The 20009-nt window shown below is 68.0% G+C and carries 19 protein-coding genes; 13 read left to right on the top strand and 6 right to left on the bottom strand.

The window, feature by feature from the left end:
• Nucleotides 1–32: 32 nt before the first annotated feature.
• Entirely contained in the window at nucleotides 33–2672 is a 2640-nt protein-coding gene (gene pepN / locus C882_RS06720; protein ID WP_009539822.1) for an aminopeptidase N, read from the bottom strand.
• A 149-nt stretch (nucleotides 2673–2821) separates the two neighbouring features.
• Here pepN and C882_RS06725 point away from each other — a divergent pair, with 149 nt between their 5' ends.
• Nucleotides 2822–3415 carry an NUDIX domain-containing protein gene (locus tag C882_RS06725; protein WP_009539823.1) on the top strand — a complete coding sequence of 198 codons (594 nt, stop codon included), beginning with the start codon at nucleotides 2822–2824 and terminating at the stop codon, nucleotides 3413–3415.
• On the opposite strand, the gene C882_RS06730 is transcribed toward C882_RS06725, so the two are convergent.
• The 3 genes from C882_RS06730 to C882_RS06740 all read right to left on the bottom strand — a co-directional run bounded on the left by C882_RS06730 (nucleotide 3398) and on the right by C882_RS06740 (nucleotide 6599).
• Nucleotides 3398–4726, bottom strand: coding sequence for an MATE family efflux transporter (locus tag C882_RS06730; protein WP_009539824.1), 1329 nt, complete (start codon nucleotides 4724–4726; stop codon nucleotides 3398–3400). The genes C882_RS06725 and C882_RS06730 overlap by 18 nt on opposite strands.
• A gap of 242 nt (nucleotides 4727–4968) precedes the next feature.
• Nucleotides 4969–5388, bottom strand: a complete 420-nt coding sequence (locus C882_RS06735; protein WP_009539825.1) for a DUF1489 family protein — start codon at nucleotides 5386–5388, stop codon at nucleotides 4969–4971.
• Complete coding sequence (locus tag C882_RS06740; RefSeq protein WP_009539826.1) at nucleotides 5388–6599, bottom strand: 6-phosphofructokinase; 1212 nt, start codon at nucleotides 6597–6599, stop codon at nucleotides 5388–5390. Before C882_RS06740 ends, C882_RS06735 begins: the two co-directional genes overlap by 1 nt.
• 375 nt (nucleotides 6600–6974) lie before the next feature.
• On the opposite strand from C882_RS06740, the gene C882_RS06745 reads away from it, so the two are divergent.
• Both C882_RS06745 and C882_RS06750 read left to right on the top strand, forming a co-directional pair.
• Complete coding sequence (locus tag C882_RS06745) at nucleotides 6975–8663, top strand: methyl-accepting chemotaxis protein (RefSeq protein WP_009539827.1); 1689 nt, start codon at nucleotides 6975–6977, stop codon at nucleotides 8661–8663.
• Nucleotides 8664–8730: 67 nt separating this feature from the next.
• Nucleotides 8731–9231 carry a DUF1465 family protein gene (locus C882_RS06750; RefSeq protein WP_009539828.1) on the top strand — a complete coding sequence of 167 codons (501 nt, stop codon included), beginning with the start codon at nucleotides 8731–8733 and terminating at the stop codon, nucleotides 9229–9231.
• Between the two features lie 48 nt (nucleotides 9232–9279).
• On the opposite strand, the gene C882_RS06755 is transcribed toward C882_RS06750, so the two are convergent.
• The gene (locus tag C882_RS06755; protein WP_009539829.1) at nucleotides 9280–9498 is read right to left on the bottom strand and encodes a helix-turn-helix domain-containing protein; all 219 of its coding nucleotides are present in this window, start codon (nucleotides 9496–9498) and stop codon (nucleotides 9280–9282) included.
• Between the two features lie 231 nt (nucleotides 9499–9729).
• Between C882_RS06755 and C882_RS06760 the strand changes: the two genes are divergently transcribed.
• Complete coding sequence (locus C882_RS06760; RefSeq protein ID WP_009539830.1) at nucleotides 9730–9993, top strand: hypothetical protein; 264 nt, start codon at nucleotides 9730–9732, stop codon at nucleotides 9991–9993.
• Nucleotides 9994–10278: 285 nt separating this feature from the next.
• Nucleotides 10279–11598, top strand: coding sequence for an acetyl-CoA hydrolase/transferase family protein (locus tag C882_RS06765; RefSeq protein ID WP_009539831.1), 1320 nt, complete (start codon nucleotides 10279–10281; stop codon nucleotides 11596–11598).
• Between the two features lie 86 nt (nucleotides 11599–11684).
• On the opposite strand, the gene C882_RS06770 is transcribed toward C882_RS06765, so the two are convergent.
• Complete coding sequence (locus tag C882_RS06770) at nucleotides 11685–13814, bottom strand: methyl-accepting chemotaxis protein (RefSeq protein ID WP_009539832.1); 2130 nt, start codon at nucleotides 13812–13814, stop codon at nucleotides 11685–11687.
• Between the two features lie 319 nt (nucleotides 13815–14133).
• Between C882_RS06770 and C882_RS06775 the strand changes: the two genes are divergently transcribed.
• The 8 genes from C882_RS06775 (at nucleotide 14134) to C882_RS06810 (ending at nucleotide 19971) form a co-directional block, all read left to right on the top strand.
• Nucleotides 14134–14877, top strand: coding sequence for a YebC/PmpR family DNA-binding transcriptional regulator (locus tag C882_RS06775; RefSeq protein WP_043644086.1), 744 nt, complete (start codon nucleotides 14134–14136; stop codon nucleotides 14875–14877).
• 69 nt (nucleotides 14878–14946) lie between these two features.
• Nucleotides 14947–15453 carry a crossover junction endodeoxyribonuclease RuvC gene (ruvC, locus tag C882_RS06780; protein ID WP_043644221.1) on the top strand — a complete coding sequence of 169 codons (507 nt, stop codon included), beginning with the start codon at nucleotides 14947–14949 and terminating at the stop codon, nucleotides 15451–15453.
• Nucleotides 15450–16127, top strand: a complete 678-nt coding sequence (gene ruvA / locus C882_RS06785) for a Holliday junction branch migration protein RuvA (RefSeq protein ID WP_009539835.1) — start codon at nucleotides 15450–15452, stop codon at nucleotides 16125–16127. The genes ruvC and ruvA overlap by 4 nt, the downstream gene beginning before the upstream one ends.
• Before the next feature lie 10 nt (nucleotides 16128–16137).
• Nucleotides 16138–17193, top strand: coding sequence for a Holliday junction branch migration DNA helicase RuvB (ruvB, locus tag C882_RS06790; RefSeq protein ID WP_009539836.1), 1056 nt, complete (start codon nucleotides 16138–16140; stop codon nucleotides 17191–17193).
• Nucleotides 17193–17654 carry a YbgC/FadM family acyl-CoA thioesterase gene (locus C882_RS06795; RefSeq protein WP_009539837.1) on the top strand — a complete coding sequence of 154 codons (462 nt, stop codon included), beginning with the start codon at nucleotides 17193–17195 and terminating at the stop codon, nucleotides 17652–17654. The genes ruvB and C882_RS06795 overlap by 1 nt, the downstream gene beginning before the upstream one ends.
• Before the next feature lie 13 nt (nucleotides 17655–17667).
• Entirely contained in the window at nucleotides 17668–18348 is a 681-nt protein-coding gene (tolQ, locus tag C882_RS06800; RefSeq protein WP_009539838.1) for a protein TolQ, read from the top strand.
• A 4-nt stretch (nucleotides 18349–18352) separates the two neighbouring features.
• Nucleotides 18353–18814, top strand: coding sequence for a protein TolR (tolR, locus tag C882_RS06805; protein WP_009539839.1), 462 nt, complete (start codon nucleotides 18353–18355; stop codon nucleotides 18812–18814).
• 17 nt (nucleotides 18815–18831) lie between these two features.
• Nucleotides 18832–19971, top strand: a complete 1140-nt coding sequence (locus C882_RS06810) for a TonB C-terminal domain-containing protein (protein ID WP_009539840.1) — start codon at nucleotides 18832–18834, stop codon at nucleotides 19969–19971.
• Nucleotides 19972–20009: the final 38 nt, after the last annotated feature.

The following is a 20009-nucleotide window of genomic DNA, read 5'->3' on the forward strand; positions in this document are numbered from 1 at the left end:
TTGGGGGCGCGGGCCACGGTCCGGCGGCTCCCTTACGCCTGTCGCGATTTGGATGCGATCTCGTAGATGTCGCGCGCAAGGTCAGGCGCGGCCAGGATGCGGTCAAGTTCCGCCGTCATCAGCTTCCGGCGATCCTCGTCCATGCGCTTCCAGCGGCCCAGCGGCTGCAGCAGGCGGGCGCCGATCTGCGGGTTGAGGCTGTTCAGCTCCAGCACCCGGTCGGCCAGGAAGGCATAGCCCGAGCCGTCCTTGGCGTGGAAGACGGTGGGATTGCCCATGGCGAAGGCGCCCACCAGCGCGCGCACCCGGTTGGGGTTGCGCATGGTGAACTTCTCGTGGCTCATCAGGTCCTTGACGCGCGCCAGCGTGTCCGGCCGGGCGGCGACGGCCTGGACGGAGAACCACTTGTCCAGCGCCAGTTCGTTGTGCTGGTAGCGGTCGTGGAAGTCTGTCAGGCAGCGGTCGCGCTCCGGCACGTCCAGTTCCACCAGCACCCGAAGGGCCGCCATGCGGTCGGTCATGTTGTCGGCGGCGTCATACTGCTCCGCCGCCAGATGCGCATTCGCCGGGTCGGTGGTCAGGTAGGCGAGCGCGCCGTTCGCCAGCGCCCGATGCCCCGCGCCCTCGGCCGTCGGGGCGAAGGGGCCGGCGGCGGCGCGGTGCTGGTCGCGCAGCTTGGTGAACAGATCGGCGTGGGTGACCGCGATGTCGCGCTTAAGCGCCTCGCGCGCCGCATGGACACCATCCACGTCCATCACCGGCATCTGCTCGGCAAGATAGTCCTCCGTCGGCAGGGCCATCATCTGCGCGCGGTAGGCGGGGTCGAGCGTCTCGTCGGACAGCGTGGTGCCCAGGGCGTCGACGAAGCGGGTGGCGTCGGGGGCGACGTTGCGGCCGGCGGCGCGCTCGTTCACGGCGTTGAGCAGCAGTTGCGTCGCGTACTGCTGCCCGGCCTCCCACTTGGCGAAGCTGTCGGGGTCATAGCGCATGAGCAGCGCCCGGTCCGCGTCTGACCACGGCGCCGTCAGCCGCACCGGCGCGGTGAAGCCGCGGTTGAGCGACGGCACGGGCTCGGCCTCAAGCCCCGTGAAGCGGAAGGTCTGCTCGGCCTCGGTCACGTCCAGCACGCGGGTCAGCGGCGCCTCGCCATCGGCCGGCTCACCCTCCAGCCGCAGGGGCAGGGCGGCGCCATCGCGCGAGATCAGGCCCACCTCGAACGGGATGTGCTGGGGATGCTTGGTGTCCTGGCCGGGGGTGGGGTCGGTGTGCTGGCGGATGGTCAGGGCATAGACACCGTCCTCGAACCGGCCTTCGGCCTCCACCTGCGGCGTGCCCGCCTGGGAGTACCAGCGCTTGAACTGGCTCAGGTCGCGGCCCGAGGCGTCCTCCATGGCCTTGGCGAAGTTGTCGCAGGTGGTCGCCGTGCCGTCGTGGCGCGCGATGTAGAGGTCCATGCCCTTGCGGAAGCCGTCTTCGCCCAGCAGGCGGTGCATCATGCGGATCACCTCCGCCCCCTTCATGTAGACGGTGGCGGTGTAGAAGTTGTTGATCTCGATGTAGCTGTCCGGCCGCACCGGATGGGCGAGCGGGCCGGCGTCCTCGGGGAACTGGCGGGCGCGCAAGCTGCGCACCTGATCGATGCGCTCGACCGGGGCGGACCGCATGTCGCTGGAGAACTGCTGGTCGCGGAAGACCGTCAGCCCTTCCTTCAGCGACAGCTGGAACCAGTCGCGGCAGGTGATGCGGTTGCCGGTCCAGTTGTGGAAGTATTCATGCGCCACCACGGCCTCGATGTAGGCGTAGTCGGCGTCGGTGGCGGTTTCCGGGTCGGCGAGGACGGCCTTGGCGTTGAAGACGTTCAGGCTCTTGTTCTCCATCGCCCCCATGTTGAAGTGGCTGACGGCGACGATGTTGAACAGGTTCAGGTCATATTCCAGGCCATAGACGTCCTCGTCCCACTTCATGGCCTTCTTGAGGCTTTCCATGGCGAACGGGCACCGGGACTCGTTGCCGTGCTCCACCCAGATGTTCAACTCCACGTCGCGGCCCGACCGGGTGCGGAAGCTGTCCTGCACACGGGCCAGGTCACCGGCCACCAGCGCGAACAGGTAGGAGGGCTTCTTGAACGGGTCCTCCCACGTCACGTAGTGGCGGCCGCCGTCCAGGTCCCCGGCGTCGACCCGGTTGCCGTTGGACAGAAGCACCGGGTTCACGCCCTTGTCGGCGCGGATGGTGACGCGGTAGGTGGTCATCACGTCCGGCCGGTCGGGGAAGTAGGTGATGCGGCGGAAGCCCTCGGCCTCGCACTGGGTGCAGTACATGCCGTTGGAGAGGTACAGCCCCTCCAGCTTGGTGTTGTCCTCGGGCGCGATCTCGGTGGTGATGGTCAGCGTGAAGGCGTCCGGCACCTTGGCGATGCGCAGGCCCGAGTCGGTCGCCTCGTAGCGATCTTCCGCCAGCGCCTCGCCGTCGATGGCCACCGACACGAGCCGCAGGTCCTCGCCGTCCAGCTCCAGCGCCGCGCCGGAGTCGCCGGTGCGCGAAAGCTTGAGCGTGCTTTCCACGCGCGTCGCCTTGGGGTCCAGGTCGAAGGCCAGGTCCAGGGACTCGACGGTGAAGGGGTAGGGGGCGTATTCGCTGAGGCGGATGACGCGCGGGGTGTCGGTCTTCACGCGGAACCTCCGGTGAGGGTTGAAACGATCGGTGCCTTCATGTGGGGGGCGCGGGGGCCCGTGCGAAAGGGGCAACGGGCATTTCGCCCTTCCCGTAGATGTCGTATCACAAGCCTCATCCTCCCGCACAAGGACAGAGACCGTTCCCCATGGACGACGCGCCGCGCAACCCCTGGACCCGCCTTTCCCGCCGCACCGCCTACCAGAACCCGTGGATCACCATCACCGAAGACCAAGTGCTGACGCCCGCCGGCACGCCGGGGCTCTACGCTATCATCTCGCCCAACTCGGTGGCCGTGGGGGCGCTGCCGGTGGACGCCGAGGGGCATACCTGGCTGGTCGGTCAGTGGCGGTACCCGCTCGGCCGCTATTCCTGGGAAATCCCCGAGGGTGGTGCGTCGAAGGAGGTTCCGCCGCACGAGGAGGCCCTGCGCGAGCTGCGCGAGGAAACGGGCCTGACGGCGGCGCGGTGGCAGGAGCTTCTGCGCCTGGACCTCTCCAACGCCCTGAGCGACGAGGGGGCGGTGGTGTTCCTCGCCTGGGACCTGACGCCCGGCGAGACGGACTTCGACGACACCGAGGCGCTTGAGATCCGCCGCCTGCCGGTGGCCGAGGCCATCGCCATGGCCCACGACGGCCGCATCACCGACGCCATCTCCGTCGCCGCCCTGCTGCGGCTGGAGGTGCTGGCCCTGCGCGGGCAGTTGCCGGAGGGGTTTCCGTGCTCAGGCTTTGACGGCTGATCCGGTTCCCGTCACCCGCCGCTCCAGCGCCGGGTAGAGCACCGCCAGCGTCAGCCCGCGCAGGCCCATGAAGGCCATGAAGGCGGCCCAGAGCCCGTGGTTGCCCCACAGCGGCACCAGCGCCCAGGTCATCAGCAGATAGGCGCCCAGGCACAGGATCATCATGTTGCGCAGCGGCCGGCTTTCCGTCGCGCCCAGGTAGATGCCGTCGAACTGGAAGCCCCAGACGCTCACCAGCGGCATGAGGGCGGCCCAGAGCATGTAGCCGGCGGCGGCCTCGCGCACCTCCGGCAGGCCCGTCAGTGCAGCGATCAGCAGGTCGCCCAGCAGCACGTAGGCGCCGGCCATAACGCCCGCTGTTCCCAGCGCCCAGACGGTGGAGGTGCGGACGGCGGCGCGCAAGCCATCTCGGTCCTGCGCCCCGACGGCCCCGCCCACCAGCGTCTCGGCGGCATGGGCGAAGCCGTCCAGGCCGAAGGCGGCGAACGTCAGGAAGTTGAGCAGCACCGCGTTGGCGGCCAGCACCACATCGCCCGAGGCCGCACCCTGTGCGGTGAACCAGGCGAAAGCCGACAGCAGGCAGAGCGTGCGGATGAAGATGTCGCCGTTGACCGCGATCAGCCGCTTGAGCCGGGCCGGGTCGCGCAGCCGCGCCATGTCCCACCGCCCGCCGAGCCCGCGCAAGGCCGGTGCCATGAGCAGAAGCCCTATGCCGACGCCGGCATACTCGGCGATGACGGTCGCCAGCGCCACGCCCTCTACCGTCATGCCAAGGCCGAAGACGAACAGCAGGTTGAGCACGATGTTGAGCACGTTGGCGCCGATCTGCTGGATCATCACCGCCCGCGCCCGTCCCAGTCCCAGAAGCCAGCCGATCTGGGCGTATTGCACCAGAACGGCGGGGGCGGACCAGATGCGGATGCGGACGTATTCGGCCGCCAGCGTCTCCACCTCGTCCGACGCATCCAGCAGATTCATGGCAAGCGCCAGGATGGGCGTCTGGAGCAGCCACAGAAGGGCGCCGACGCTCAGGCCGATGAGCACCGCGCGGCCCAACACGGCGCGGGCCTCGGCCCCGTCGCCCGCGCCGATGGCCTGGGCGGTGGGGCCGGTGGTGCCCATCCTCAGGAAGCCGAAGCCCCAGTAGATGTAGCTGAACACCAGCGCGCCGACCGCCACGGCGCCGATATAGGCGGGGCTGTCCAGATGCCCCATGACGGCCGTGTCCACCGCGCCGAGGAGCGGCACGGACAGGTTGGACAGGATGATGGGCAGCGCGAGCGCCCAGACGCGGCGGTGGTGGGTGGTCATGGGCCTTCGCGGCGAGGTGGACGTCGGCGAGAGCGGCTTGGGCGTTTCGAAAGTCGTCTGAAAGCGAATGTAGATTCCTGCTTTCGCAGGAATGACGGCTGCTAAGTCTTTAATAATTCTATGAAATCAGCGTCACCCTGCGAAAGCAGGGGGCCACCAACGGTGTCGGCCGCACTCCGCTTCCTGACAATTGGCAGCCTTTTACCACGCGAGGTGACGGCGGGGCAGGGCCATTTGCCCCCTCACAACAACCCCAGCTTCCTCAACTCCGCCGCCATCTCCGGCGGCGGAGGCTCCTCGCCCGCAGCACCCTGGGGCAGGTCGCGCGGGGCGTCCTCGGGCTTGAGGTAGCGCCAGCCCTGGAACGGGCGCTGGCTGCGCGGTTCCACCGGCACCAGCTCCGGGTCCAGTTCGATGGCGCAGAAGCTCCGGCCACCCTCGTCCGTGCCTTCGTGCAAGCCGAGGATGCGCTGGCGCACGCGCACCAGCCGCTTGATGACCCAATAGATCGACCCGCCGTCCAGCACCTCCCCGCCGCGGCGGGGCGTCATGCGGGTGGTGTGGACGATGCGGCCCAGGCGCCGGGAGACGCCGGCCTGCCATTGGGCCAGCGTCTCCGGGCTCTCGGTGCCGACGGACAGCTTGATGAGGTGAAGCGGCATCAGTCCTTCTTGAGGATCTTGGGGACGGGCACGGTGCGCAGCCGGTAGGCATCCGGCATGCCCCGGCCCAGCAGGGGGCGCAGGTACAGGCGGAAGGCGTCGGTGACGTCCGTCCCGCTGTCGGCGATGAACTCGTCGGGCATATGGCGAGTCTTGCCCGCGATGTCGACCAGCGGCGTCAGCCGGTAGTCCACCGAGTACCAGCCGGTGCGGTGGATGGTCACCGAGCCGTCCTGGTCGCCGAACATGGCGAACTGCACCGCCTTCTCGCCCACCTCGCGCGCCTCGCGCTGGTCGACGTCGGACACGCAGCCGACGAAGGAGCGTTGCAGATAGCCGAAGGTGTCGCCGCGCACGCGCTTGAGCCCCAGCCGGCGCTTGACCAACTCCACCAGCAGGTCGCCCAGCGCGCCGCCGCCCAGCTGCACATTGCCGTGGGCGTCGTGCTCGATCTCCTCGGCCAGCTTGGTGGCGATGGGCACGCCGTCCGCGTCGGCGATTCCTTCCGACACCGCGACGATGCAGCGGCCGTGCTTTTCGTAGGCCGCCTTCACGTCGGCCAGGAAGCGGTCTTCGTCGAAGGCGCGCTCGGGCATGTAGATCAGGTGCGGCCCGTCGTCGGGGAACTTCTTGCCCAGCGCCGCGGCGGCGGTGAGGAAGCCCGCGTGCCGGCCCATGACGACGCCGATGTAGACGCCCTTCAGCGCCGCGTTGTCCAGGTTCACGCCCATGAAGGCCTGTGCCACGAAGCGCGCGGCGCTGGGGTAGCCGGGGCAGTGGTCGGTGACCACCAGGTCATTGTCGATGGTCTTGGGAATGTGGATGCAGCGCAGGTCATAGGCGGCCTTGCGCGCCTCCTCGGCGACGATGCGCACCGTGTCGGAGCTGTCGTTGCCGCCGACATAGAAGAACTTGTCGATGCCGTGCGCCTTCAGGACCTTGAAGATCTCCTTGCAGTACGCGGCGTCGGGCTTTTCGCGGGTCGAGCCCAGGGCGGAGGAGGGCGTCTCGGCCACCAGCTCAAGGTTGTGGGTGGTCTCCTGGGTCAGGTCGACCATGTCCTCGTCAATGATGCCCCGCACTCCGTGCAGGGCGCCGTAGACCTGATCGACCGATCGGAACTTGCGGCTCTCCAGCACCGCGCCGACGACGGACTGATTGATGACGGCGGTCGGACCGCCTCCTTGCGCGACGAGAACCTTTCCGGACACGGGCGTCTCCTGTGGCTTGTGCGGGCCGAGGTGTTTCGAAGGGCTTCAAAAAGCGCCCTGCGGGGCATCTGTCAAGACTCGGGCCACCCGGCCGGAGTCGCGCCGCCTGCGTCGTAAGACCATGGCTGGGCACCGGAGCCCCGAATTGATGCGGATGAATGTCGTATAGGTCTACAGCGTATATCCAATTGTCTATAACCTTGAAATATTGAGGGATTACCACGGCTTGGCGGTGGCTGGTAACGCACCGGTCACGGAACGGTCAACGGCCCGTAAACGACTGGTCTCTTTAGAAAAAACTTCATTTTCCTTTTGCCGGGTAAGGACATGATCTTGCCCTTGCCAAGGAGTTTTCCAGGGTGAGGGGACGACATCATGCGGCTCGGTAATTTAGGACTCGGCGCCAAGATCTGGTTGCCCATCGGCCTTCTGGCGCTCGGCTTCATCGCCATCTGCGGCGTGTCGCTGGCCTTCGTGCAGGACACGCTGATGGACGACCGCCGCGCCAAGGCGCGCGCCATCACGGAAACCGCCCACGCCATCTTCGCCCGCCACGCCGAACGCGCGGCCACCGGCGAGACGTCAGAAGCGGAAGCCCGCGCGGCGGCCAAGGAAGCCATCCGCGCCATGCGCTACGACGGCGAGGAATATGTCTTCGTCTTCGACATGGACGGCCGGGCCGTCGTGGTTCCGCCCAAACCGGAACTGGAAGGCACCTCCATGCTCGAGGCGACGGACCCCGAGGGCGTGCCCTTCGTGGCGGACATGGCCGGGGTCGTGAAGGCCGAAGGCGCGGGCTTCGTCCACTACCACTGGCCCAAGGCCGGGCACGACCAGCCGGTGGACAAACTGTCCTACGTGCAGGCGTTCGAGCCCTGGGGCCTGTTCGTCGGCACCGGCATCTATCTGGATGACGTGTCGGCGGTGTTCTGGAACCGCGCCATGACGTTCGCCGCCATCGCCATCGTGCTCCTGGGCGGTGTCGGCGCCCTGGCGTGGCTGATCGTGCGCGACATCTCGCGCCCCACGGTCGACCTGGCGCACCGAATGCACGATCTGGCCGACGGGCACCTGGATGTGGACGTAGTCGGCACCCATCGCGGCGACGAGATCGGCGAAATGGCGCGCGCCATGGAGATATTCAAGCACAACGCCGCCGAGCGCGCCCGCCTGGAGGCCGCCCAGAAGGACGCCGAGGCCCGCGCCGCCCGCGAGCGCAAGGACCTGATGAACCGCCTGGCCGACGACTTCGAGCGCGCGGTCGGCGAGGTGGTCAAGTCGGTCTCCGACGCCGCAGCGGAAATGGAGGCGACGGCCACCGCCATGACGTCGACGGCCGAGGAAACCTCGCGCCAGTCGACCGCCGTCGCCGCGGCGGCGGAGGAGGCCACCAGCAACGTCGAGACGGTCGCCGCCGCCACCGAGGAACTGTCCGCCTCCATCGGCGAGATCAGCCGCAGCGTCGGCGGTGCGTCCGCCGAGGCGAAGGAGGCCGTGGGGCAGGCCGAACAGTCCAACCGGATGGTGCTGGAACTGGCCCACGCCGCCGAGCGCATCGGCGAGGTGGTGACGCTGATTTCCGACATTGCCAGCCAGACCAACCTGCTGGCGCTGAACGCCACCATCGAGGCCGCGCGCGCCGGCGAGGCGGGCAAGGGCTTCGCCGTGGTCGCCAACGAGGTGAAGACGCTCGCCAACCAGACGGCCAAGGCGACCGAGGAAATCAGCCAGCAGATCGCCTCCATCCAGACCGCGACCAAGGGTACGGTCGACGCCATCCAGGGCATCGGGCGGACCATCGGCCGCATCAGCGAAACTGCCCACTCCATCGCCGCCGCCGTAGAGGAGCAGGGGGCCGCGACGCAAGAGATTTCCCGCAACGTCCAGGCCGCTGCGGCGGGTGCCGGCGACGTGACCCACAACATCGAGGGCGTCAAGGATGCCGCCGGCGAAACCGGCGCGGCGGCCGCCCAGGTGCAGATGTCGGCTTCCACCCTGGCCCACCACTCGGGCCTGCTGCGCAAGGAGCTGGACCACTTCCTCAGCGGCGTCCGCGCCGCATGACGACCACCTGCGACCCGAACAATCCGATCCCATTCCCCAGCGACATTCCGTCGACGGAGAGACCGCCGTGACCAAGACCATGCTCGAAAACATCTACCATGATGCGCTGACGCTCATGGAAGAGATGCGCGACTACGTCCGCGAGGACGCCCGTCGTGACCGCGAGGCCCTGCCGTGGGAGGACCGGGCGGCCATCATCCAGGTCAACCGCCTGATGACCGTGCGGCTGTGCCACGCGCTTCAGCTCATCCAGGCGCACCGGGCCCGGCTGGCGGGCGACCTGGAGGCCGGCCGCCCGCCGCGCATCGGCCTGGCGCCGGTGCCGGTCGATCGCCACAGCATCCTGCTGCCGCCGCGCCTGCTGGAGTTGTGCGAGAAGGCCAACCACCTGTTCGAGCGCCTGCACGCCGTTCACCTGGCGATCCTGCCGGGCGAGGAACTGGACGGCGTGGAGGCCCGCGACCACACGCCCGTGCCGCCCACGGGCGCCCCGTCCGTGGCCGCGCTGGAGGTGCCGGAGACGGTCGCCGGCGACGCCCCGGACGAAGACGAGCGGGCCTACGCCTGACCGTCGCCAGTCACATCAGAACCGGATGAACACTGCGGAGGAGGCGCATCAGGAATGCGCCTCCTCCGGTCCGTTGAAGTCGGTGACACCCTGGCTGATGGCCCAGCACGCCAGCCGCACGGATTTCGGGATCTGGATGGGCTTTCCGTCGCGCTCGCCCTTCTCGTAGTACTGCACGATGCGGTGCTTGAGCCCGAGCGCCGTGGCCGCTTCCTTCTGCGACAGTTTCAGCGACTTGCGCCAGTGCTTGAATGCCTTCGGGGTCATGCGGGCCTCCCCCGTGCGTCGACAAGATCGATATTCATCCAGTCCTGGCATCATAGGCCTCCCGCCCCCTTTTCGCAACGCACAACGTGCGGCTTTTTCTTGAATTTTCCGCACAATGTGCGTACACTTCCAGACGTTGAATGGATGCCGTCGGCACACGCAAGACCATGCCTCCCGGCATGGCACCGCGCGACATCCCGCCCAAACGCTCTGACACAGGGGGGTAGTGCCATGGTCGCCGAAATCATTCGTCCCGCCGCCTTTTCCGTTGATCCGGCGCAGGCCGGCCCGGTGCAGCGCATGCGGCTCGCCAACGCCAATGCCGCCAACGCCTTCCACGCCGTGGAGGACGGGCTGCACGACGTGACCGCCGAATCCGCCGCCGACGAACGCCGTGCCGCGGAACTGTCCCGTCTGGCTGCCACGCTCAGCCGACAGATGGACCGCCTGATCGAGGAAACGCGCCGCATGACCACCGTCCTGCGCGCCCAATAGCGGCCCCGACCGTTTCGACCATACCCATACGCCGGAAGCCCGTCCCCTCCCAGGGGCGGGCTTCCGGCGTATGGGGGCGTCGGCAGCAGACTTCTCACTGGTTCCGCGACGAAACGGTGAAATCCGCATCCTTTCAGGGGTTGTGCTCTGGTCACCGGCCCCTAGACTTGTTAGAAGTTTTCGCATTGCAGCATCGGCGCACATCGCGCCACCGCAACCGCGCGGCCGCCGCTCCGGTGAGGGGGAGTCGGCCGCGCCGAGGGGACTTTCAGCAGGAGGGCTTCCGTGTCCTTTTACGCCAACATGTACCAGGACAAGCTTTGTAACCCGGCCGAAGCGGCCAAGCTTGTCGAAGACGGCAAGAACCTCGTCATGGGCATGGGCGCCGCCATGCCGCCCGTGCTCATGGGCGCCATCGCTGAGCGCGTCAAGGCCGGCGAGTTCACCCGCCTGCCCGTTTACTACATGCACGCCAGTGACGCCGCCGTGAAGACGCTGCTGGTGCCCGAACTGATGGACGTGGTCAAGCCGCACCCGCTGTTCATGTCGGGCTTCGACCGCGCGCTGGCCAAGAAGGGCTACGAGGTCGGCAAGGAATACATCCATTTCGTGCCCTGCGCCTTCCACCAGGCCGGCAAGCTGCTGACCGAGGAAATCGGCGCCGACTGCTTCATCGTGCAGGTCTCGCCCATGGACCGCGCCGGCTACTTCAGCCTGGGCACCAGCCCGGACTACGGTGCCACCGTGGTGCGCAACTGCAAGCGGCTGATCGTCGAGGTCAACCCCAACATGCCCCGCACCTTCGGTGAGTGCCTGCTGCACGTCTCCGAGGTCGACGCGGTGGTCGAGGGCGACACGCCGCTCATGGAGGCCCACCACAAGGACGCCAGTGCCGAGGACGAGAAGATCGCCGGCTACATCGCCGAGATGATCCCCGACGGGGCCACCCTGCAGATGGGCATCGGCGGCGTCCCCAACTCGGTCATGAGCTTCCTGTCCAACCACAAGGACCTGGGCCTGCACTCCGAGCTGTTCAGCCCCGCCATGGTGGACCTGATCAAGAAGGGCGTGCTGAACGGCAAGCGGAAGAAGCTGTTCCCGTTCAAGCACGTCTATACGCTGGCGCTGGGCGATCGTGACATGTTCGACTTCATGCACGACAACCCGTCCATCGTGGGCTATCCGGTGGCCTGGGTGAACAACCCGGCGGTGATTTCCAAGAACAACGACATGATCTCGGTCAACGGCGCCATCGAGGTGGACCTGACCGGCCAGATCGGCTCTGAGTTCCTGGCCGGCCACCAGTTCTCGGGCACCGGCGGACAGCTGGACTTCGTGCGCGGCGCCTACGCGGCCAAGGGCGGCAAGAGCTTCATCGCCCTGCACTCCACGGCCAAGGGCGGCAGCCTGTCGCGCATCGTGCCCAAGCTGTCGGGGCCCGTCACCGACCCGCGCATGGACACGCACCACGTGGTGACCGAGCACGGCATCGTGAACCTGAAGGGCAAGTCCATGCAGGAGCGTGCTGAGCTGCTGATCGGCCTGGCGGCGCCGCAGTTCCGCGACGACCTGGTGACCGAGGCCAAGAAGCTGGGTCTTCTCTGATCCTCGTGCCGGCCACGGCGCAGACATGAAAAAGGCGGCGGAGCCAATGGCTTCCGCCGCCTTTCTCTGTCAGGGCCTGAGCCGGATCAGCCGGCGCGCACCTGCTTCAGGAAGTCGGAGACCTGATCGCGCAGCAGGTGGGCCTCCTTGGCCAGCGATTCCGAGCGGCTGAGTACAGTGCCGGCCATTTCGCCGGATTCCCGCGCCGCGCCGGAAACGCCCTCGATGTTCGACGTCACCTCCTGGGTGCCGCCCGCGGCCTCCTGGATGTTGCGGGCGATCTCCTGCATGGCGGCGTCCTGCTCTTCGGTCGCCGCGGCGATGGCGGTGGAGATATCGTCGATCCGCCGCACGGTGGTGCTGAAGTGTTCGATGGCCGACACCGACTTGCGGGTGGCCTCCTGCACTTCGCCGATGCGGTGGGTGATGTCCTCGGTGGCCTTGCTGGTCTGGCCGGCGAGGCTTTTCACCTCGTTGGCGACCACGGCGAAGCCCTTGCCGGCATCGCCCGCGCGCGCGGCCTCGATGGTGGCATTGAGCGCCAGCAGGTTGGTCTGGTCGGCGATGTCGCCGATCAGCGAGACCACGGTGCCGATATGCTCGACGGCTTCGGCCAGGTTGCGCACGACGCCGGTGGTCTCCTCGGCCTCGGTCACGGCCGACGAGGCGACTTCCTTGGCCTGGACGACCTGGCGGCCGATCTCGGCGGTGGAGGCCGTCAGTTCCTCGGTGGCGCTGGCGACCGTCTGCACGTTGGCCGACGTCTGCTCGGCGGCGGCGGCGACGGCGCTGGCCTGCTGGGTGGTCTGCTCGGCGGCTGCGGAGACGGCCTGGCTGGCCTCCTGCATGTCCTCGGCGGCCGTGCCGACGTCCTTGACGACCTTGCCGACGGACTTCTCGAAGCGGTCGGCGAGGTCGAGCATGGACTGCCGGCGTTCCTCGGCCGCGCGCTCGGCGGCGGCCTCCTGTTCCTCCTTCATCTCCTCCATGCGGCGGCCGTTGTCGACGAAGACGCCCATGGCCTGCGCCATGTCGCCGATCTCGTCGCCGCGGTCGCGCGCCGGCACCTCGACGGACAGGTCGCCGTTGGCCAGCGTGTTCATGGCCTTGGTCATGCGCGCCAGCGGCACCGACAGGCTGCGCGAGAACCAGAAGCCGAAGGCACCGACAATCACCAGCACGATCAGGCCGGCAACCAGCAGCGTGTTGCGCAGCTCGTAGATGGGTTCGAAGACTTCGGCCTCGTCGGCCTCTGCCAGGATGGCCCAGGTGACGCCCTCGAAGGTCAGCGGCTCGGCGGCGGAGACCACCTGTTCGCCGCGGTAGTCGGTGACGGTCTGGATCAGGCTTTCGCCGTTCAGCGCGGCCGCGACGGTCGGCGTCTCGACACGGGTCTTCAGCAGGTTCGGCTCGTCGGACAGGCGGCTGTCGGTGCGCATCAGGTTGTCGGGGCCGACCAGGTAGGTCTCGCCCGTGCGGCCCAGCCCGTCGGCCTTCTGCATCACGTCGTTGATGCGGTCGACGGGCATCTGGAAGGCCAGGACGCCCAGGAAGGAGCCATCGGCGTCGCGCACCGGCGCGGCGATGAAGCTGGCCGGGGCGCCGTTCGAGGGTTCATAGGGCTCGAAGTCGATGAATGCGACCGGGTTCGGCGCACCCCCGCTGGTGGCCTGCCGGGTGTCCGAGAACGCTTCGGCAAGCCCGGTGTCGGCGTACTGGCCCGAGACGAGGTTCGCCCCCAGGTCGGGCTCCTTGAACACCGTGTAGACCACGCGGCCCTCCGCATCGATCAGGAACACGTCGTAATAGCCACGCTCCTCCTGCAGGCGCTTGAGCCAGGGGTGACGGCGCTCGTGCACGGTGGCGTAGTCGCCCAGCGTGGCCTGGGACGCCTGGTCGCGGACATAGACGTCGCGCAGGGTTTCGCCGCCCCGCGGCAGGGCGTCGAAGGCGGCGGTGAAATTGGTCAGCGCGTCCGCCACCGCAGGACTTGCCGCCGTGACCTGCAGATCCTGGCGGATACTCCCCAGGTACTGCACGATGGTGTCGGCGCGGGCGTCGCGCACGGCCACCAGCTTGCTCTCGGCGGCGGTTTGCAGGGCGTCTTGGGCCCTGTCGTAGGAAATGACGGCCGTGGCGACCACGGCGATGATCGCGGTGCTGACAATCAGCGCCGGCAACTTGACGGCAATCCGCATTCTCTTGAACAGAGACATGATGGCTTTCTCCCCCCTCCGAAACATTTAGATTTTTGTTTCACCCATAGTGCACATACGCCTAAAGAATTAAGGAAGGCCTTAGCCGCATTGCAGATATGCGGGATTTTCAATGCTGTATAGCCCTATTACCCTCATGGATAGGAGGGCGGGCCGGGCATCGTCGGCAAGCCACGCCTTGGGCCTTTCAACGGCGCGGGCTTCCTGCCATAGTGCGGCACATCAAGGCGTTGCCGAGGCGTTCTCACGCTCTGGCAATTACCACGACATCTGGTATAAGAACCTGAACTGAGCCCGTAGATACGGTCGGACGAGAGTTATGGCTGGTCATTCCCAATTTAAGAACATCATGTATCGCAAGGGCGCGCAGGACGCGAAGCGCGCCAAAATGTTCACCAAGCTGGCCAAGGAAATCACCGTGGCCGCCAAGCAGGGCCTGCCCGAGCCGGACAAGAACCCGCGCCTGCGCGCGGCGATCGCCGCGGCCCGCGCCCAGTCCATGCCCAAGGACAATATCGAGCGCGCCATGAAGCGTGCCCTGCCGGGCGGCGATTCGGCCGATTACGAAGAGGTCCGGTACGAGGGCATGGGCCCCGGCAACGTGTCGGTGATCGTGGAGGCGCTGACCGACAACCGCAACCGCACGGCCGCAGAAGTGCGCTCGGCCTTCACCAAGGCTGGCGGCGGGCTGTCGACGGTGACCTTCAACTTCGAGCGTGTGGGCCTGATCCAGTACCCCGCGGACAAGGCCGACGCCGAAACCATGCTGGAGCACGCCATCATGGCCGGTGCGCAGGACGTGGAAAGCGACGAGACCTCGCATACCATCTACTGCCAGCCCGACGACCTGCAGGCCGTGCGCGACGCGCTGGAGGACGAACTGGGCGAGCCCGAAGCCGCGCGCCTGGACTGGAAGCCGCTGACGGTGGTGGACATCACCGACGAGGACCAGGCCAAGAGCCTGTTCAAGTTCCTGGACGTGCTGGAGGACAACGACGACGTGCAGCGCGTCGCCGCCAACTTCAACGTCTCCGAGGACATCATGGAGAAGGTCGGCGGTTGACCGCGTCCGCCTCGGTGTGAGGCGCGCATCGCCGGCGTTCCGCCATTGCGAGGGGAGGGGCCGATGGTCATCCGTGTTCTGGGCCTCGACCCCGGCCTGCGCAACACCGGCTGGGGCGTGATCGAGGTGGACGGCAATCGCATGCGCGCGATCGCCGACGGGACCGTGCGTTCTGATGAGCGGTGCTCTCTGGCCGAACGCCTGGGTCAGCTCTACGAGGGGCTGGAGCGGGTGATCGCCGACCTCGACCCGCACGAGGCGGCGGTCGAGGAAACATTCGTGAACAAAAATCCGGCGTCGACGCTGAAATTGGGGCAGGCGCGCGGTGTTGTGCTTCTGGCGCCCGCGCGGGCCGGACTTCCGGTGTGTGAATACCAGCCGTCGCTGGTCAAGAAGGCCGTCGTCGGCACCGGGCGCGCCGCCAAGCAGCAGATGGGCATGATGGTCAAGGCCATCCTTCCGGGGGCCGCCTGCGACAGCGCGGACTCGGCCGATGCCCTGGCCGTCGCCATTTGCCATGCCCACTTCCGGGCCTCGCGCGCCGCCATGGCCGTGGCGGCGGGAGGTGCCGCATGATCGCCAAGCTGAAAGGCATCGTCGACAGCGTCGGCGACGACGGCGCCGTCATCGACGTGAACGGCGTCGGCTACCTGGTCTTCTGCTCCGGCCGCACCCTGCAACGGCTTGAGGTGGGCGCGGCTGCGGCGCTGGAGATCGAGACCCACGTCCGCGAGGATCACATCCACCTCTACGGCTTTTCCGACAAGCTGGAGCGCGAGTGGTTCAGGCTGTTGACCACCGTGCAAGGTGTGGGCGCGCGCGTCGGCCTCGCCATTCTGTCGGTGGTGCCGCCGGAAACCGTGGGCCAGGCCATCGCCGCCCAGGACAAGGCGCCGCTCACCTGCGCTGCCGGCGTCGGGCCGAAGCTGGCCGGGCGCATCGTGTCCGAACTCAAGGACAAGGCCGCGGGCGTCGCGGCCTCCTTCCAGCCGACCGCGATGGCCGCTTCGGTGGCGCCCCAGGGTAACGTTGCGCCCACAGCCGCGCCGGTCGGTGCCGAGCCGGGCGAGGGCGGGGCGGCGACGCTGGCCGCCAACGTCACCGAGGACGCGACCTCGGCGCTGGTGAACCTGGGCTACAAGCGCATGGATGCCTATTCGGCCGTCGCCCGCGCCGCCCGCGACCAGGGCGACGGCGCCACGACGCAAAGCCTGATCACCGCCGCCCTGCGCGACCTCGCCCAGGTGTAACAGGAGTCTCATGGCCGCCGACGACCAGGACCGACTGATCTCCGCCCGCCGGCGCGAGGATGACGCCGACGCCTCCATGCGTCCGCAGGCGCTGGACGACTTCATCGGACAGCAGCTTCTGCGCGAGAACCTGGGCGTCTACATCCAGGCGGCCAAGGCGCGCGGCAACGCACTGGACCACGTGCTGTTCCACGGCCCGCCGGGCCTGGGCAAGACGACGCTCGCCCAGATCGTGGCGAAGGAGATGGGCGTGGGCTTCCGCGCCACCTCCGGCCCGATGATCGCGCGGGCCGGCGACCTGGCCGCCATTTTGACCAATCTTGAAGCCCACGACGTCCTGTTCATCGATGAAATTCATCGCCTTAATCCTGCCATAGAGGAAGTGCTGTATCCGGCCATGGAGGATTTCCAACTGGACCTCATCATCGGCGAGGGGCCGGCGGCGCGCAGCGTGCGGATCGACCTGCACCCCTTCACCCTGGTGGGGGCGACGACGCGGCAGGGGCTTCTGACCCGTCCGTTGCGCGACCGGTTCGGCATTCCCCTTCAGATGAAGTTCTACGAGCCGGAGGAGCTTGAGGCCATCGTGAGGCGCGGCGCGAGCGTCATGGGACTGGAGATCACCGCCGACGGCGCGATGGAAATCGCACGCCGTTCACGCGGGACGCCGCGCGTGGCCGGTCGGCTGTTGCGGCGGGTGTCCGACTTCGCCCTGGTCGCCAAGCGCAGCCCGGTCGACCGGCACATCGCCGACGCCGCCCTCAAGCGGCTGGACGTGGACGCCATGGGCCTCGACGCCATGGACCGCAAGTACCTGGAATGCATCGCGAAACACTACGGCGGCGGGCCGGTGGGCGTGGAAACGCTGGCCGCCGCGTTGTCGGAGGAACGCGACACGCTGGAAGAGGTGATCGAGCCCTTCGTCATCCAGAAGGGGCTGATCCAGCGCACCCCGCGCGGCCGCGTGCTGTCGGAGGCCGGCTTCTCCCACCTGGGGCTCATGCCGCCGCGCCGTGACGCCGCCTGCGGGCAGTTCGACCTGCTGAACGGCTCGGAGGGGGCGTGATGGATACCGTTTCGCGCGCCCTGGAAAATGCTGCCTCCGGCGCCTTCCGCGACGGCGAGCACGTCTTTCCCGTGCGCGTCTACTTCGAGGACACCGACGCCGGCCGCATTGTCTACCACGCCCGCTACCTGCACTTCGCCGAGCGGGCGCGGTCGGAGATGATGCGCCTGTGCGGCTGGACCAATCCGCAGCTCATGGACGACCCCGGTCTCGCCTTCGCCGTGCGCCGGGCCACCATGGATTTCCGCAAGCCGGCCATGCTCGATGATCTTCTGGAGGTGCGCACGCGCGTCACCAGGGTCGGCGGGGCGTCGCTGCAGGCCGAACAGCGCGTGGAGCGCGACGGCGAGACGCTTGTGACCATCGACATCACGCTCGCCAGCATGGCCATGGGCGGGGGCGTCTGCCGCCTGCCCGCCGGCCTGAGGGCGCGGCTGGACGAACTCGTGATCCGGGGATAGGGGAAAGACACCGATGGAGCCCGCAGATCTGTCCATGTGGGGCCTGTTCCTTCAGGCCGACATCGTGGTCAAGGCGGTGATGATCGGCATGGTGCTGGCAAGCATCTGGTGCTGGGCGATCATCTTCGAGAAGGTCATGCGCCTGCGCAAGCTGCAGGCCAAGGCCGAGGCCTTCGAGGAAAAATTCTGGTCCGGCGGCTCGCTGGAGGACCTCTACGACCGCATGGGCAACCGCCCCAAGGACCCCATGAGCGCCATCTTCATCGCCGCCATGCGCGAATGGCGCCGGTCCTCGGGGTCGCTGGGCCGGGAGAACGACGTGCGCGCCGGCCTCGCCCAGCGCATCGACCGGGTCATGCAGATCACCCTGGCGCGCGAGATGGACAACCTGGAAAGCCGGCTGGGCTTCCTGGCGTCCACCGGCGCGACGGCGCCCTTCATCGGCCTGTTCGGCACGGTGTGGGGCATCATGAACAGCTTCCACTCCATCGGCATGAGCAAGGACACGAGCCTCGCCACCGTGGCGCCGGGCATCGCGGAAGCCCTGTTTGCCACCGCGCTGGGGCTGGTCGCGGCCATTCCGGCAGTGATCGCCTACAACAAGATCAGCGGCGACCTCGACCGCTACGCCAAGCGCCTGGAAAACTTCGCCGGCGAGTTCGGCGCCATCCTGTCGCGCCAGCTGGAGCGCTGATCCCATGGCGATGTTCGTCAACAACAAGTCCAGCACCGGCTACCGCCGCGGCCGCCGGGCCATGAGCGACATCAACGTCACCCCCATGGTGGACGTGATGCTGGTGCTGCTGGTGATCTTCATGGTCACCGCGCCCATGCTGGCGACGGGGGTGGAGGTGGACCTGCCGGAGGCCGCGTCGCCGGCCCTGCCGCAGGAGGACCCGACGAGCATCACGATCCAGGTGCTGGCCGACGGGCAGGTCGCCATCAACGACGCCGGCGAGGAAATGAGCCGCACGTCCACCAAGGAGGCCCTGCTGGCCCAGATGGCGGCCGTGCGTCAGTCGAACCCGGAGGGGGCCATCTTCGTGCGCGGCGACGGCGCGGCCAACTACGGTCGCGTGATGGAGGTGATGGGCATTCTCTATGACGCCGGCTACCGTGAGGTGAACCTGGTCACCCAGCGACCGTCCGGCGCGCAGTGAGGACGACGTAGACGATCATGGCGCGCGGCGAAGAGCATATCTCGGAACAGCCGAAGGGCATGGGCAAGGGCGTCGTCCTGTCCGTGCTGTTCCATGGCGCCATCGTGGTGGCGGCGCTGGTGGGGCTGCCGTTCCTGACGAGCGAGCCCGAGGAGCCGGAAGAGTTCGTGATGGTGGTCAATCCCGTCATCGACGAGATGACGGCCGCGCCGCCGCCCGCGCCAAAGCGGGCGGAAGAATTCAAGCCGCCGCCGGCGCCGAAGGACGAGCCCGAACCGGAACCCGAACCTCAGCCGGAACCCCCGCCGGAGCCCCCGAAGCCCGAGCCGGAACCCGAACCGGAGCCGGAACCCGAGCCGCCCAAACCGGAGCCTGAGCCGGCGCCCGCGCCGCCGCCCGCGCCTGAGCCTGAGCCGGCCGCCCCGCCGCCGGAGCCCGAGCCGGCGCCTGAGCCTGAGCCGCCCAAGGAAGTTGCCAAGGCGGAACCTCCGCCCGAACCGGAGCCGGAGCCCGCGCCGCCGCCCAAACCCACGCCGACCCCTCAGGCCAAGCCCGAGCCGCCGAAGAAGCCGGAGCCTCCGAAAAAGGAGGAGCCGCCCAAGCAGGTCGCCAAGGCTGAGCCGAAAAAGGAGCCGGAGCCCAAGCCGGAGCCGCCGAAGAAGGCCGAGCCGAAGAAGGAGCCGCCGAAAAAGGAGCCGGACCCCTTCGACAGCCTGCTGAAGACGGTGGAGGAACTGGAGAAGAAGACCAGCCGTCCGCCGCCGGAGACGCAGGTGGCCGAGGCGCGCGGCAGTCGCGACAGCCAGGAGGCGACCAGCAACCAGGTGCAGCGGGCGCCCAACCTGTCCGACGTCGCCACGGCGACGGAGAAGGAGGCCATCCGCGCGCACATCCAGCCGAACTGGTTCCTCGATCCCGGCATGAAGGGACTGACGGACCTTTACGTGGAGATCCGCGTTCAGGTGGCGCCGGACGGTACCGTCCAGGGCGCGCGTGTCGTCAGCGATGCCCCGCCGGGCGCCGTCCGCCAGTTCCAGCAATTCGCCGAGAGCGCGCGCCGCGCCGTTCTCAAGTCCAGTCCGCTGCCCATCCCGCCGGGCAAGTACCAGCAGTTCCGCGACATGGTCCTGCAGTTCCGTCCGGAGGATGCCCTGTGATCGCCGTCCATCTCCGCCGCCCAGTCAGGAGGACCCGC

The sequence above is a fragment of the Caenispirillum salinarum AK4 genome, assembly GCF_000315795.1.
GTDB classification, from domain to species: domain Bacteria; phylum Pseudomonadota; class Alphaproteobacteria; order Rhodospirillales; family Rhodospirillaceae; genus Caenispirillum; species Caenispirillum salinarum.